Raw genomic sequence first — 16,866 nt, 5'->3', positions numbered from 1 at the left:
TAATGGAAACATCTAATCAATGGGAGGTGGAATCTATGGTATATAGTATACAGAAAGTAATTGATGGCGTGGAAAAGAAAGGTATTAAAAAGGGCATAGAGCAGGGTATAGAAAGGGGCATGGAAAAAGGAATAGAAAAAGGTAAGCTGGAAGTGGCAAAAAATATGCTGAAATTAGGAATTGATATAGAAGTTATAGAAAAAGCTACAGGATTAGATAGTAAGGAAATAGAAAAAATTAAAGAAACGCTATAAATATATGTTGTGAAGTAAGTGCCGTAGGAAAAATCTGATTTTAATTCCGTGATAAATGTGAAATTTTGGACTTGAACAATACGCCAAGAACTTCTAATATTTGTCCATTTTAAGCCCCTAAAGTTTTCAAACTCACTCGTTCCTCGCTCAAGCAATGAAAACTTCTTAACGGTGCTTTAAATGGACAAATAAAGAAGTTCTAAGGCTAGTTCAATAGTCCTAAATTTCACATTTATCACTCCATTAAAATCAGATTTTTCAGTTACAGAGTACTTACTTTGTGGGGGAAGAGAACCTACTAAAGGAGGATTTTCCTCCACTGCGTTACGGAAAATCTTTAATTGAATATAAGGAATGCTATAGTGGGAAAAGGTATAATTGATTCATTAAATGAAGTGGTTATACCTTTTCTTTTAAGGGCTTAAAAAATCTTTTATTGGCGGTAGCCAGCGAAAATATAGAGATATTAAATATCAAATATCAATTAATGTTGAAATTCCTATGGAATTTCTTAAATTAGAATTTGTGGAAGAAGTAAGAATTAAGTAAGATGTAATAGTAAAACAAGCCAATAGGTAAAAAATCAGAAGTTGAGCACTTAAAAAATTTTTTTGGCGTAGCCAGCTGATTTATAATAAAATACTTATTATAGAAAATGCTTGGAATAATCTACTTTTAGTTAAAGCTTAAAATAAAAATGCAATTTTAAACTATTTATTTAGGTTTTATGGTTTAAGTGAAAGTATAACTCTTTTTGTGACCTATCGGTCTGCGGACTTATCAATCCTTTAAGCAAGAGTTCTTAAAGAAATTCAGCAAATATGAATTTTCACCACAACTAATGCTTGTTACTTACAAATTAATTATAAAAAAACTCCTTGAGTTTTATCCTTAACTCTTACTTCTTACTTTTTACCTTTTTTCTTATACAAACTAAGATTTATACAAACAATTGCCTTACGGCAAAATGAATCTAATTCTAATTACTATTTTATTTTAATAAGTATCATATAACTTTTCGAAAGGCTCCGCCTAAAAGATTATAAGCGCTTTTTTATTTATAAATTAAAGATTTTCTGAAATAAAATGAAGAAAATCCACATTATTTGATATTTGATATCTGATATTTATATATTTAGTCTAGCCCTCTGGTCCTCTAGCACACTAGCCCACTGAAACATCCTTTAGTAGGCTATTTTCTCCCCGTGACCATATATGCATGAACTGAAAAATCTGATTTTAAGGGAACAATAAATATATTTATTGTGGACTTAAAATCAGATTTTTCCTATGCATTTACTTCACAATTTTCTTAATTCATGTATTTTTTTTTGTTTTATACACAAAATAATATCATTAGAAAAGACAAAAGGGGTGTCCTAATGGTGAAGAAAGAAGTTATAAGCAGAATGATAATTTGTTTTATATGCATTACACTTACATATGCAGTAGGAGAAATATATATAAAAGATTATAAGGAGACTGTTGAAACTCAGACATATTATTATGGAGCTAAAGCAGACATAATATATAAAGTTCAGTATAACTTGAAAAAGTGGGGATACTATAAAGGAGAAATAGATGGAATTTATGGTTACCAAACTTTTCAGGCAATAAAAGCTTTTCAAGCTAAAAATGGACTTAAAGTAGATGGGGTAATAGGAAGTAGAACTTTAGGTGCTTTGGGATTAAGCACTGGAACAACAAATACCTCAACTAGATACTCTTCTAATAATTCAGATGTAAATTTATTAGCTAGATTAATAAATGGAGAAGCTAGAGGAGAGCCTTATGAGGGACAGGTAGCAGTAGGTGCAGTGGTTTTAAATAGAGTAAGGGATTCTAGATTTCCATCTAGTGTAGCAGGAGTTATATATCAGCCAGGTGCATTTACGGCTATAGTTGATGGTCAAATAAATGCAAAAATAGAAGAATCATCTATAAAAGCTGCAAGAGATGCACTTAATGGATGGGATCCTTCAGGAGGAGCCATGTATTACTTTAATCCAGCTAAGGCTACAAGCAAATGGATATGGTCAAGACCATTAATTAAAATCATTGGAAAACATAGATTTTGTAAATAATAAATTTAAAGGGGCTTTGTATAATTATAAAGCCCCTTTTTCAATAGCCATCTAAACAATAGACTTTTAAAGAATTTCCATCTATAATATATTTGTATAAGAGATAATAAAATAACATAAGATTAATTGAAGTGAAGGGTGGAAATGAAATGATATCTGGATTTATGGTAAAATTTATAAATATGTTGCCTGATAAATTATTGATATGCTTATCAAAAAAAATATTAAATAACTATATAGATAAATATGCTAATATAAAATTACAGGGTGAAGAAAATATAAGCAAGATAAAGGGGCCTGTTTTGTTTGTTAGTAATCATTTGAGTAACTCAGATGGATTAGTGCTTAATAAAATTTTAAAGGAAAAAGATCCTACATTTGTAGCAGGAATAAAGTTAAGTGAAAATAAACTTACTAGATTGGGAATACATGTAGTTAAAACCATACCTATAAAACCTAATAGCGCAGATAAAGATGCTATATCTAATGTGGTAAAGACTTTAAAAGATGGACAAAATGTACTTATATTTCCAGAGGGTACTAGAAGTAGAACTGGGGCAATGATAGAAGGTAAAAAAGGTACATTTTTAATAGCTAAAATGGCTAAAGTTCCAATAGTTCCTATAGGAATATGGGGTACGGAAAAGCTTTTGCCTATAGATAAAGAGGATATGGGCAATGAAAAATTTCAGCATGCAGATGTTTATGTAAATATTGGGGAGCAAATAGAGCTTCCTAAAATTAATAAGGATGAGGATAAAAAAGAATATAGGGAAAGAGCTATGAATTACATAATGACAAGCATAGCTAAGTTAATACCAGAGGAATATAGAGGAGAATATAAAATAGAGGGCTAGTGTGCTGAGGGCTATTTGAATGAGGTGTTTACAATGGATAGGGAAAGTATTTCTAAGGTTTTAGATATATTAAGTAAAACATATGCGGGAGCAAAATGTGCATTGAATTTTAAATCTCCGTATCAGCTTCTTATTTCTACTATATTATCTGCTCAATGTACAGATGAGAGAGTTAATAAGGTGACGGCTAAATTATTTAAGGAATATGGAACTCCGGAAAGGATCATAACATTAACTGAAGAAGAACTGGGAGAAAAGATAAAATCCTGTGGACTTTATAAGAATAAGAGTAAAAATATATTAGGAGCCACAAAGGATATAATAGAGAAATTTAGTGGACAGGTACCTAACACCATGGAGGAACTTATAAGTCTTGCAGGAGTTGGAAGGAAAACTGCCAATGTGGTTTTAAGCAATGCCTTTGGCATACCGGCTATAGCTGTGGATACTCATGTGTTTAGAGTGTCCAATAGAATTGGTATTGGAAAAGGTAAGAATGTGGATCAAGTGGAAAAAGAACTTATGAAAAATATACCTAGAGAAATGTGGAGTGATGCACATCACTATATAATATGGCATGGCAGAAAGGTATGTAAAGCCAGGAAACCGCAATGTGAAAATTGTGCCATAAGTTTTTATTGTGAGTTTTATAAAGATAATCTATAACATGATTGTACTACAAGGGCGTTAAATTACTTGAATTATGAAATTTCTCCGGAATGACTTGCATAAAAAGCAAAGGAACTATTTAAATTTAATTTTAGAAATTCTTCTTTTAGACAGATAAAATTATCGTAAGCCTGGCAAGGACGCCAGGCTAGCGAACCTGAGGCAGGACGCTGAATGTGAGCGTTAGATAATTTTATATGGCTAAAAGATTAGAATTTCTTAAATCAAATTTATTGTTCCGAGCTTTTATGTAAGTCATGGAGGAGAAATTTTATAATTCCACTACAGTGTAATTTAATGCTTATCTTCTTTAAAAAAATCTAGCATATAAATAAAATGAATTATAAAACACCATTTAGATATTAAGAAATTAAATCTAAATGGTGTTTTTTTACATAATCACTTGTAAAAAAATGGAACAAAACTTATAATATATAATACAAGCTATATGGAAAAAAATAGAACTTAAAACATATAAATAAAATACAAAATACAGAATGAAATTTTTTACATAAAGTTTATCCGATGACTACCTGCCGTAACACTCCCACTTCTAACAAAGTGGGAGATAACGGCAGCTACGTCTCTGGATAACGATCTCTAACCTTCAGTTGGAGTTAAAACTCCATCTGAAGCTAAGAGTTCTGTTTATAAGATGGGAGGAAGGTAAAATGAGAAAAAGTAGAATTAAGAGAAGAAGAAAGGAAAAAACTCATATAATATTAAAAAATATAATTATGGCAGTAATTGTAATAATAATAAGTTTAATTAGTTACTATAATACATTTTATTCTAAGGGAAAATCCTTATGGATTATTCAATTAGATAGGAATAAATCTAGTGGATACATTAGAATATATAAAGAGAATATAAAAAATTATGGCGAAAAGTTAATTAATGTTATGAACTATAATTTAAAACATTAGAAAAGTATTGATTTAAAAGAAGGAATTTACAAAAAAAATGTGGAATATAAAGGTATATATTAAATATATAATGTATAAAAACATTATATTTGGGGGTAAGCAAAATGATGGGGGATTTTTATAGAAGGGAAGAAATGCAACCATGTGGAGTTATTAACCAAAACACTGAAGACTCAATAAAATTTAAGTTACTAACTGAAATAGATTCTGTAATTACATTTATATATGCCGAAGATAAATGTATTTATATGAATGCTATTGCAGAGGAATATACAGGATACTCTAAAGAAGAGCTTAGTAATATGCAATTTAGTCATTTGTTTCACAAGGATTATAGAGAAAAATTATTTCATAAGGAATTGAATAGCCAGGGCAGTAAATCACATTGGACTAGTGATTTTAAGCTTATAACCAAATGTGGTGAGGAGAGATGGATTCAATTTAGTAGTGAAAAAGTAAGTATGGAAGGAAAAGAATTTAATTTGGGTTTTGCCTTTGACATTACTCAAAGAAAAAGAGTAGAACAGCAGCTGGAAGAAAGTAAGAATAGATACAGAAGTCTTTTGAAATTTATGCCAGATGGTGTAATAGTTCATGACAATGGAATAGTTAAATATTGCAATGATTATTTTGCTAAATTAATTGGATATGATTCACCTAAGGATATATTGGGTAAAAATATACGTAGCCTAGTTAATGTTCATGAAAAGTATATATCCATAAATCAACAGAGGCTAGATAGGGTAAAAAGGGAAGGGGTAATACCCTCAACAGAAGCGAAATTTATAAGAAAGATTGATAATAAAATTATAGATGTAGAAATTACCTGCACCTTAGTTCCTTTTGAAGAAGAAGTTTCTGTTATGGAAATAGTAAGAGATATATCAGAAAAGAATAGGATAGAGGAATTAAAAGAAAAAGTTAAGATAAAAACTGCTCAATTAAAGCAGCGTAAAGAATATGATAGAATAAGAAATGAATTTTTTGCTAATATTTCTCATGAGTTAAAAACTCCTGTAAATGTAATATTTTCTGCTATTCAAGTTATGGAGTTATATAAAAATGAACAAAATATATCAAAGTCTCATAAGCTTAATAACAAATACCTAAGTATAATGAAACAAAATTGTTATAGATTAATTAGAATAGTTAATAATCTTATAGACATTACAAAAATAAGCACGGGATTTTATGAAATACATAAATGCAATTGTAATGTGGTGAATTTAGTGGAGGATATATCCTTATCTGTAAGGGAATATATAGAGAAGAATGGCATAAAATTGACCTTTGATACTGATGTAGAAGAAAAGATTATTGCTTGCGATCCAGATAAAATAGAGAGAATAATGTTAAATTTATTATCTAATGCTATTAAATTTACTAAAACAGGTGGAAATATTTATGTCAATGTATATGACAAAGGTGAGTATGTGAATATAGTAGTGAAGGATACAGGTATAGGAATACCGAAAGAAAAACAAAAGGATGTATTTAGCAGATTTATTCAAGTGGATAAATCTTTATCTAGGAATAGAGAGGGCAGTGGTATAGGGCTTTCATTGGTAGAATCTTTAGTAAAAATGCATGATGGAGAGATTTTTTTAACTAGTGAAGAAAATGAGGGTACAGAATTTACAATAAAACTTCCAGTAAAATTAGTAGAGGAAAACTGTAAATGTTATGAAGAAAATTCTATAAAAAATTATAATAATATTGAAAGAATCAATATAGAATTTTCAGACATATACAGTAACAACAATAATTAATTTGTAAGTAAGAGTAAGAGTAAGAAGTAAGGTAGGAAGTAAGAGTTGTTAAGTTGAATTGTAGCGAGAATATTTTAAATTTTATCCAGAGACGTACCTGCCGTAACACTCCCACTTCTAACAAAGTGGGAGATAACGGCAGCTACGTCCCTGGATAACAATCTCTAACCTTCAGTTGGAGTAAAAACTCCATCTGAAGCTAACAGCTCTGTTTATGTTAAGACATATCTATATCACATAATAGCTGGATTTTTCTCATAAATATATTATAATAGATATATTAATATTTAAAATTAAGAATAGAGTATTTGGAGGTAGATATTATGAATAAAACTTTAAAAACTGTATTAATAGTTTTAGCAGTAATTTTAGTAATAACATTGCCATTGATTGGAACATATAATAAGATGGTATCTTTAGAACAAAAGGTAGAACAAAGTCAAAGTGAAATAGAAAAGCAGCTTCAAAGAAGAATGGATTTAATACCTAACCTTGTGGAAACGGTTAAGGGCTATGCTACACAAGAAAAGGAGATATTTACTGATATAGCTGAGGCTAGATCAAAATTGGCAGGAGCAGGAAACATGCAAGAAAAAGCCAATGCAGATGGGCAATTATCTTCGGCATTATCTAGATTGCTAGTAGTAGTTGAAAAATATCCAGAATTAAAGTCAAACGAAAACTTTAGAGATTTAATGACATCTTTAGAAGGAACAGAAAACAGAATAACCATAGCTAGAGGGGATTACAATGACAGTGTAAATAAATACAATGTAGCCATAAGAAAATTCCCTAGTTCTATAGTTGCAGGTATTTTTAGATTTGAGAAAAAGGAATACTACAAGGCTTCAAATGGAGCAAAAGAAGTTCCAAAAGTAGACTTTTCTAATGTAAATGGAAAGTAATGTTAGCTTAAAATTAAGAATTTAAAGTTTAAAATTAACTATTTAAAATATTTTAGGAATTGGATATTAGATATTTGCAAATGATGTTTTATAAAGGTAATTGTAACTATATAAAAGTGAGTTTTATCATATTATAATTAAAATAATTAAATGGGATGTATGATTATGAAAAAGTTGAAAAATAAATTTTTATTTAGATTATTAGGTGTTTTTTTACTAAGTTTTTTATGTTTTCAACAGGTATATGCGGTTGATTATCCAAAGCCTACAGAATATAAGTATGTGAATGACTATGCAAATATAATTAAAAAAGAGGAATTGGAAACTATAGTTTCTATAGGAAAAGAGTTGGAGGATAAAACCGGTGCACAGGCGGTAATAGTTACTATAAAATCCTTAGAAGACAATGACTTAGATGACTATGCTAACAAGCTTTTTCGAAAGTGGGGCATAGGACAGGAAGGTAAAAACAATGGATTGTTAATATTAATAGCTAAAGATGATAGAAAATGGAAAGTGGAAGTAGGTACAGGCCTAGAGGGTGCTGTTACGGATATACAATCTAGAAGAATAGTGGATGAGTATTTTACACCAGAAGCTAAAAAGGGTAATTATGGAAAAGGTTTAAAGTATAGTTATTCTGCTCTAGCAGATAAAATAGCCAAGGAGTACAATGTAAGTTTAGATAAAAATAAAAAAATTACTTTGCCCGGGAAAAAATCATCAAGCAGCAGCTCCAAAAGCGGAAATAAATTTATAAGTATAATAGTTATATTAATAATACTAGATATTTTTGCAAATAAGGGAAGAGTTCTAGGCAAGTTAATTGAATTTATGTTTTGGGATGCTATTTTCAATGGAAGAGGAAGAAGAAAATTTTATGATGACGATGATGATGACCACTTTGGCGGCTTTGGAGGTTTTGGTGGAGGAGGCTCTGGTGGCAGTTCCGGCGGCTTTGGAGGATTTGGCGGGGGAAGTTCTTCCGGTGGAGGTTCTTCAGGTAGCTGGTAATTTGAAAAAAAAATTAGGAGAGGTTATATGGATGTATATGATTTAAGTAATACTCAATGGAACAAGAAAAGTTATGAAGAATTTAAGGAGTTTTTATATTCAATAAGGGATGAAGAATATAAAAAGTTTAGCGAGAGGATTATTCCTAACTTAGGAAAAGCTATAGGTATTAGAATGCCTGAATTAAAGAAAATAAGTAAAAGTCTTTTTAAAAACAAGGATATAATGAGTTTTTATAATTTTCTAGAAGAGGGAGATACCTATGAAGAAAAAATAATTCAAGGAATACTGCTTCCTAACTTACCCTATGAGGATACTAAAGAAATATTTAATAATATAGATTTATACATTCTAAGAATTCATAATTGGGCTTTGTGTGATAGTTTTGTAGCTAGTTTGAAAAAAGTTGTCAATAAAAATAAAGAGAGCTTTTTTATAAGAACTAAAAAATATATACGAAGCACTAATCCTTGGGAGATTAGATTTGGATTAGTTTTACTTAACAATTATTTTACTGATGAAAAACATATAGAAGATATATTCCTTATGATAAAATATGTAGACAATAAGGAGTATTATGTAACTATGGGAATGGCATGGCTTATAAGCACCTGTTATTTTGTAGATAATGTTTTGACTATAGAATTTATAAATAGTGATAAAATTTCTAAGGAAGTTAGAAATAAGTCTATACAAAAGATACTAGAATCCAAGAGGCTGAGCCAAGAGGAACGAGAGCACATAAAAAGTATTAGAAAAAATAATAAGAATTTACAAATATAAAATTATTTTATTATAAAATTATTTAAAATTTAAAATTGGAATTTGTGGAGGAAGCACGAAGTGACAATGGACAATTGACAAGTGACAATGGACAATTAAGTAAGAAGTAAGAGTGAAAAGATTAGGTACTAGGTACTGGTTACTAGGTACTAGGAAAGGATGATTTCCCTCCACTATGTTACGGGAAATATTTAATTGAATAAATAAGGTAGTGAGAAAAGGTATAACTGATTCATCAAATGGAGTAGTTATACCTTTTCTTTTAAGGGCTTAAAAATTTTTTTATTGGCGATAGCCAGAGAAAATATAGAAATATTAAATATCAAATATCAAATAATGTTGAAATTCCTATGGAATTTCTTAAATTTATATTTTCTTAAAACTCCCTCAGGAGTTTTATCCTCATCCCCTAGTACTTAGCACCTAGCACCTAAATAAACTTCCCGATTACTTATATATATATAAATTAGAATTTATGTGCGAAAGTTCAGTTAATTATTATGAATAGCTAGAAATATCCTGATTAAAATGGTAATAAAGGAGTGAAATTACAATATACTTAAATAGAAAAATATATTAACATTATTGTTTTTTGTAGTATAATGATTTAGGACATGTAAAGGAGAGAAGTAAGATGCGAAAAACAGGTAAAAAATTAGTCGTTATTTTTATAGCTATAATAATGCTTTTTTTAATAGGATTTGCTAGCTATGTCTATTTTAAAGTAAAAAAATATGAGGGAGTTATATTACCTGGTGTTAAGGTGAGTGGTTTGGACTTATCAGGAAAAACCAAAGAAGAGGCTTTGAAAATACTAGATGATAAACAAAACAACCTAGGAACAAATAGTAAAATTACCATAAATTCCGACGGAAAAAGCTATTATATACAGTATTCTAACTTAAATATTAAATACCATATTAAATCAGTTTTGGATGAAGCTTATTCCTACGGTAAAACAGGCAATATTTTTACTAGATATTTTCAAATAAAACAGGCAAAAGAAAAAAACTTTTCCTTAAATTTTACTTATAATGATGAAGAAATAAATAATGTAATTGCTGAAATTTCTAAAGAGGTAAATAAAGAACCTAAAGATGCAAAAATTAAATTTACTAATGCTGGAGGAATAGAAGTAATTCCAGAGGTAGAGGGAAAAAAACTTCAAAAGGACAAGTTAAAGAAGTACATAAAAGAAGGAATAGAGAAGCATAATGGTGATGAATTTGTATTAGAAGCACCAGTAGAAATTGCAAAACCAAAAGTAACTAAAGAAAAACTTAAACAAGTAGATACCTTATTAGCGTCTTTTAGTACAAGCTATAGAACTTCTTCCTATGAAAGAGCTACTAACGTGAAGTTAGCTACTGAAAGCATAAATGGAACACTAATAATGCCCGGAGAAGTATTTAGCTTTAATAATGTAGTGGGAAAAAGAACTGCTGAGAAGGGGTATATGGCTGCAGGAGTTATAGTAGGTAATAAATTGGAATCAGGTTTAGGCGGAGGCGTATGTCAAGTATCCAGTACTTTATATAATGCTGTATTAAAAATGGGATTAAGTTCAGTGGAAAGAGTTCATCATTCTTTTCCATCCAGTTATGTGCCTTATGGCATGGATGCTACGGTGGACTATGGAAATATAGATTACAAGTTTAAAAATACATTTGAATATCCTATTTACATTGTAGGTTACACTGGTGGTAGAGTAGTAACCTTCAATATATATGGTAATAAGAAATTAAAAAACAGGACTTATTCTTTGGAGAATAACGTATACCAAACCTTAGAAGCCACTGTCCAAACACAAGATGATCCAAATTTAGAAGAGGGTAAGACAGAACAGGTACAAGCTGCACATACGGGATATAAAGTTAAAGTTTATAGAAATATATATGAAAATGGTAATCTTATTAAAAAAGAATTGGTATCAGACGATTTTTACAGACCTGTAAATGGAATTATAAAAAAAGGAACTAAAAAGCCTGAAAAGAAACCGGAAGAAACTACTAAGCCAGGTGAAACAACAAAACCTGGTGAAGTTACAAAGCCTGGTGGAAGCACAAAACCAGGTGAAACTACAAAACCAGGTGAAACTCCCAAGCCAATAACAGATCCAACAAAACCAAGTGTAGATTTAAATAATAATGCAAATTAAATTCAATAAAAATTTTAAAATTACAAGCTAATTGGAATGAAATATAATTAGATATAATGCAAAGAATAATACTCATATTTTTATGAGTATTATTTTTATGGAAAAAATAGAAAAATTCATGGTAAAGTTATATAATAGATGTAAGCACCTAATATTTAGAATTTATGTTAGGTATTTATTCAACTTTTGCAGCTATAGAATAAAAATATAAAATTTGCAGATAATTAATACTTAGTTTAGGTACTAGGTACTGGGTACTAGGTACTAAAGTAAAAAATGTAGGTAAGTAATACTTGGTTTAGGTACTAGGTACTGGGTACTAGGTACTAAAGTAAAAAATGTAGGTAAGTAATGCTTGGTTTAGGTACTAGGTACTGGGTGCTAGGTACTAAAGTAAAAAATGTAGGTAAGTAATACTTAGTTTAGGTACTAGGTACTGGGTACTAGGTACTAAAATAAAAAAATGTAGGTAAGGAATGCTCCTTACTTATTATCTAGCACCTAGCACCTAGAATGATGCCTTACTTCTTACCTTGTATAGTGTAGTGCTTGACATTAATAATATGCTTAAAATTTATATGCGAAAGTTGAGTTATTTAAAAAGAGTAATTGGAATTTTACATTTGCTAAAGTTGAATTATTAAGAAAATAGGGGGCTAAAAAATGAGCAAAGAAGTAGAGTTAATTGAAAAAATAATAGGCAATATGGAAAAAGTTATAATAGGAAAGAATTGGGAAATAAGAAATATATTAAAAGGTATAATATCTAATGGTCATATCTTAATTGAAGACATACCTGGTGTTGGTAAAACTATGCTGGTGAAAGCTCTTGCCAAATCTTTTAATTTATCCTATAGTAGAATACAATTCACACCTGATTTACTGCCTTCAGATATAACAGGAGTATCTATTTATAATCAAAAAACCATGGAATTCCAATTTATAAAGGGACCTATATTTGCTAATATAGTTTTAGGAGATGAGATAAATAGAACATCACCCAAAACACAAGCAGCACTTCTTGAGGTAATGGAAGAGAGACAGGTATCAGAAGGAAATAATGTTTATAAGCTTCAGAGACCTTTTTTTGTTTTAGCCACTCAAAATCCTATAGAGTATGAGGGTACATATCCATTACCAGAAGCTCAGCTAGATAGATTTATGATGAAGGTTAGTATAGGTTATCCAAGTGAAGAAGCAGAATTAAGCATATTAAATGTTTATAGAAGAAATGAACCAATTGAAACTATAGGAGCAGTGGCAGAAGCTGAGGATATACTATCATTGCAAGCTAAGGTTAGAGAAGTGTATGTTAATGATGATATAAATAAGTATATAATAAACATAATCAATGCCACTAGAAATAATAAATTTTTGGTATTAGGTGCTAGTACTAGAGCTACATTAGCACTGCTTAGAGTATCACAAGCTAATGCACTTATGAATGGAAGAAATTATGTAGTACCTGAGGATGTAAAAGAAAATGCTCTATCAGTATTAAGCCACAGAATAATATTAACCCCTTCAGCAAGGGTGAGCAATTATACATCAGATGATGTAGTTAGAGATATCTTAAATATTGTGCCTGTGCCAAAGGTGAATGAAAATGATAAAGATAAGTAAAAAATTCATATTAATTCTTATAATTTCTTTAATAGTAGCAATCGTATTAGGTGGTAATTTCCCCTATGCTGTTTTTTATGCCTTTGTGGTTACATTAGTTTTAGAGCTTATATATATTTATAAAGTTGCACATAAGTTGCATATAGCATTTAAAGGTAAAAACAACTCTTATACTGCAGGAGAAAGTGACAACTTAGAGATATTAGTAAAAAACTATAGTATTCCATATCTCTATTTATTTAATAGTGCTTTTAAATTGTTTGATAAAAATTATAATGGTCATTGTGTATATGTGGATTCTAATAAAAGTGAAATTATAAATTTAAATTTGACCTTTAGCTCTAGAGGTGTATTTGATTTAGGAAAATTCAATGTGATATCCTATGATTTATTTAATATATTTTCTTTAAAAAAAGAGTATTATGTGGAAGACAAAAAAATAAAAGTTTATCCTAAAATATATCCCATAGACGGTAAATGGTTTTTTGGAGACGGTACCTGTGATAGTAGGAATATTAATAGAAATTTTAATGAGGATACATCATTAATAAAGGATATAAGAAAATATGTAAGTGGTGATAGCCTAAAAAGAGTACATTGGAAGTTAAGTGCTAAACACAGACAACTTTATGTTAAAAATTTTGAAAGTACCAGTGGAAAGCTTGGAAACATATTTTTAAATATGAGTACAGGAAGCTACTCAGCGGATAATGGCAAGGAAATGGAGGATAAGTGTATAGAAATAGCTGCATCCTTGATAAATTATATGATAGACAATGGTATCAAAAGTAAAATATTAATAAGTGATAGCAAGGAGAGTAAATTAGAGATATATAACCATCAATCTTTCAATGAATTTATGGAGGATATGGTAAAAGAAAAAAGCGATGGTGATATAGAGTTTTGTGATTTTATAAATATAAACATAAAACATGTTTCCTATAGGGGAATTATCTATATAATTACTCCACAAATTCATAAAAAACTCTGTGATACTATATATTCTTTGATAAATAAAAACTATAAAGTAGTATTACTATATGGATTAAAGGAGGCTTATAATTCTGAAGATGTTCAATCACTTGATAAAATAGGGGTTAAAACTATAAATATAAATAATATAATTCAGAGCAAGTTAAGTTAAAAATAATCAATTAAGGGAAGGACTTTTGGGGAGCATTAAAATATTTATTCACCTAATGCGAGTTTAAAAATTATGCGCCAAAGTTCACTCCTTAATTATTCACTATTAAATTGGGGGGGAATATGTTGAATTGGATAAAGGAAAGAGGGGCTCTAATTCTTGGAATCCTCATTAATATACTTTTTGCTGTAAAATTGTTAAAGGATACATTGATAATAAAAGGCTTTAGTTATTCTTATGTTATATTTTTATTTCTAATAAGTTTATTTATATATTGGATATACAGTTATGTTTTAAAAAATCATAAACATAGAATAATAGCTACTATGTCCCTTTTGATAATTATATTTTTAATTATTTATCCTAATAAAATGAAATTTGATAATTTTATAATGGGAAATTTGATTGATAATTTTAATGAACTTTATAGATTAACCGAAAAGGCAGAACCTACAGCTTTTGGTCAATATAAATTTATGTTCATATTAGCTTTTGCAATATTAGTGCCTATAGTTTTAGGTATAAGCTATAAATTTCATAAACTAATAATTTTTATAAATTTAGCTTATGTAGCATCTATGTGGTTTCTAGGATATATTGAGGATGTAAAGAAAAATTTAAAACTATATTTATTTATAACATTATTTTCTAGTGCAATTTTTGCTTATAGTAAGGTTTACAGAAAATTTACTAAAGATAATATTAAAGTAAAACTTGATTTTAAAAAGATGGTTGTACTTTCTTGTGTGTTTTCTTTAATAGTATCCAGCATATCTATAATTTTGCCTCAAAACTTTAAAGGGAAATACTATACTTATCATAAAGGCAAATTTATTAATAAATTCTCAGAAGGATTTCAAAAAAATCCCTTGGACGTGGCAAAGGGAAGTTCCTACGATTTAAAATTATCAGGATACTCAAATAATGATAAAAAGCTAGGAGGCAGGATAATATTAGATGACAAAGTAGCCTTTGAAATGGAAGGACAGTATATAAAATACATTAGGGGTTCTATGAAAAACTATTATACTGGCAACATGTGGAAAAGTAATAATATATCCTATTGGAAAAAAGATAATCAAAATATAAGAGAACATAATGTATTCAACTCACAGGATAGTAAAAAGTGTGAAGTTAAAATAACTCCAAGGGAGATTAAAACCACATCAATAATGGTTCCTATATATCCTTATGAAATTAACGGTATAAATGGAAATTTGTATTATGATAATACTCCAGTGTTTATGAGTTCTGAGATTCAAAATTCCCCATATTCTGTAAAGTATGTAGGTGGTGCTATGGAAAGCATAGAGGAGTTTCAAAAGCATTTTAAGGAGCATGGGAGAAATCATACTACTTATTTCTTAGGTGAAATGATAAATTCTACTGAGGAAGAAAAGAGTTTTAAAAGTACAGAGCCTGAAATTCAACGAAATTTAGGAAGAACCTGCAGTATAATGGATGGAGATACGGTGAAAACTAAATATAATGAATATTTGCAGATGCCTAATTCAGTTTCAGAAAGAGTCTATAAATTAACTTATGATATAATAAAAGGAAGTAAAAGCAGTGAGGAAAAGGTAGAGAGAATAATAAATTATCTAAATAAAAACTATCAGTACTCACTAGAAGTTTTTGATGTACCAGAGGAAAAGGATTTTGTGGATTATTTTCTTTTTGATGAAAAAAAGGGTTACTGTACATATTTTGCTACAGCTACCACTATTATGTGCAGAATAGCAGGGGTTCCTGCTAGGTATTCAGAGGGATTTAAAGTAGAAAATAAGGGAGAGCGAAATACCCGCATAGATGTAACGAATCAGGAGGCTCATGCTTGGAGTGAAGTTTTAATTGATCCTGAAAGAGATATTTGGACTATAGCGGACCCTGCCCCTACTCCCGTGGAATATAGAAGAAAGAAAAAGAAAAAAAATACAAACATTAATATTGATGATATAAAGATCAATAAAAGTAAAAACAAACAAACCAACATGCAAAATCAAGAAGTTAGTGGAGAAAAAAGTGGAATTAAGTTAACTCCTAAGCAGATAAAGGTAATTTCTATTACATTAATTTTTATAGCCATATTAGCATTGAATTATGCACTGTATAAGTTTAGAAGAAAAAGACTTATAAAAGCAAAAGGCATTATACCTCTTTATTGTTTCACAGCTAGAAGACTTAAGAGTATAGATATAACAAGAGGGGAAAGTATAGGAGATAAGGAATTTGTAGAAAGTATAAAAGATGATGAACTTAGAAATAAGCTTTTAAATATGGTAGATGTATACTATAAAGAGCATTATGGCAATATAACGGACAGTGATTTTGATAGAAAAGAGTTCATAGATTTCATAGAAAAGTATATACTTTCAGTAGAAGGAAAATTGAAGTATTATATAAAACTATTTTTTTATAATTTTATGCCATAGGAATTAGGGGACGTATTCAGTGGGCTAGAGTGCCGTATTCAGTGTGTTAGAGTGCCAGTGTGCTAGTGGGCTAGGGGGGCGTAGTCAGTGTGCCAGTGTGCTAGTGGGCTAGGGGAGGTGGATTTTCCTTCGCGATGCTACGGAAAATCTTCATTGTATAGTTTAGTTGGCGGGAAAAGCGGAGCTTTTCCGCCAACTAGCCAACTAGCCAACAAATATACTCGCCAACGGGGATTTTTGAAGTATTT

Annotated in this window: 12 protein-coding genes and 1 pseudogene; all 13 read left to right on the top strand. The window is 29.6% G+C overall.

Features of this window, described 5'->3' with window-relative positions:
• Window positions 1-254, top strand: a pseudogene (locus FGK85_RS03500) (Rpn family recombination-promoting nuclease/putative transposase); the annotation flags it as partial.
• Window positions 255-1,636: 1,382 nt separating this feature from the next.
• Window positions 1,637-2,338 carry a spore cortex-lytic enzyme gene (gene sleB, locus FGK85_RS03495; RefSeq protein WP_138203796.1) on the top strand — a complete coding sequence of 234 codons (702 nt, stop codon included), beginning with the start codon at window positions 1,637-1,639 and terminating at the stop codon, window positions 2,336-2,338.
• Window positions 2,339-2,487: 149 nt separating this feature from the next.
• Window positions 2,488-3,195: a lysophospholipid acyltransferase family protein gene (locus tag FGK85_RS03490; protein ID WP_138203794.1), complete on the top strand. Its 708-nt coding sequence runs from the start codon at window positions 2,488-2,490 to the stop codon at window positions 3,193-3,195.
• Between the two features lie 33 nt (window positions 3,196-3,228).
• A complete protein-coding gene (gene nth, locus FGK85_RS03485) occupies window positions 3,229-3,861 on the top strand; it encodes an endonuclease III (protein WP_138203792.1) in 633 nt (210 codons plus the stop codon).
• A 674-nt stretch (window positions 3,862-4,535) separates the two neighbouring features.
• Entirely contained in the window at window positions 4,536-4,790 is a 255-nt protein-coding gene (locus tag FGK85_RS03480; protein WP_138203790.1) for a hypothetical protein, read from the top strand.
• Between the two features lie 104 nt (window positions 4,791-4,894).
• Entirely contained in the window at window positions 4,895-6,559 is a 1,665-nt protein-coding gene (locus FGK85_RS03475) for a PAS domain-containing sensor histidine kinase (RefSeq protein ID WP_138203788.1), read from the top strand.
• A 323-nt stretch (window positions 6,560-6,882) separates the two neighbouring features.
• Window positions 6,883-7,464 carry a LemA family protein gene (locus tag FGK85_RS03470; RefSeq protein WP_138203786.1) on the top strand — a complete coding sequence of 194 codons (582 nt, stop codon included), beginning with the start codon at window positions 6,883-6,885 and terminating at the stop codon, window positions 7,462-7,464.
• A 165-nt stretch (window positions 7,465-7,629) separates the two neighbouring features.
• Window positions 7,630-8,478 (top strand): TPM domain-containing protein, encoded by an 849-nt coding sequence (locus tag FGK85_RS03465; RefSeq protein ID WP_138203784.1) that lies wholly within the window; start codon window positions 7,630-7,632, stop codon window positions 8,476-8,478.
• Between the two features lie 27 nt (window positions 8,479-8,505).
• A complete protein-coding gene (locus tag FGK85_RS03460) occupies window positions 8,506-9,261 on the top strand; it encodes a DNA alkylation repair protein (RefSeq protein WP_138203782.1) in 756 nt (251 codons plus the stop codon).
• A 634-nt stretch (window positions 9,262-9,895) separates the two neighbouring features.
• Window positions 9,896-11,419: a VanW family protein gene (locus tag FGK85_RS03455; protein ID WP_138203780.1), complete on the top strand. Its 1,524-nt coding sequence runs from the start codon at window positions 9,896-9,898 to the stop codon at window positions 11,417-11,419.
• 663 nt (window positions 11,420-12,082) lie between these two features.
• A complete protein-coding gene (locus FGK85_RS03450; protein WP_138203778.1) occupies window positions 12,083-13,042 on the top strand; it encodes an AAA family ATPase in 960 nt (319 codons plus the stop codon).
• A complete protein-coding gene (locus FGK85_RS03445; protein ID WP_171011317.1) occupies window positions 13,026-14,186 on the top strand; it encodes a DUF58 domain-containing protein in 1,161 nt (386 codons plus the stop codon). The genes FGK85_RS03450 and FGK85_RS03445 overlap by 17 nt, the downstream gene beginning before the upstream one ends.
• A 125-nt stretch (window positions 14,187-14,311) precedes the next feature.
• On the top strand, window positions 14,312-16,618 hold the full coding sequence (locus tag FGK85_RS03440; protein WP_171011316.1) for a transglutaminase-like domain-containing protein: 2,307 nt from the start codon (window positions 14,312-14,314) through the stop codon (window positions 16,616-16,618).
• Window positions 16,619-16,866 lie beyond the last annotated feature (248 nt).

Origin of the sequence: Haloimpatiens lingqiaonensis, from assembly GCF_901447495.1 — a bacterium.
Lineage (GTDB): Bacteria > Bacillota > Clostridia > Clostridiales > Clostridiaceae > Haloimpatiens > Haloimpatiens lingqiaonensis.
The sequence above is the reverse complement of the archived record's forward strand: the minus strand, read 5'-3'. Positions and strand labels throughout refer to the sequence as shown.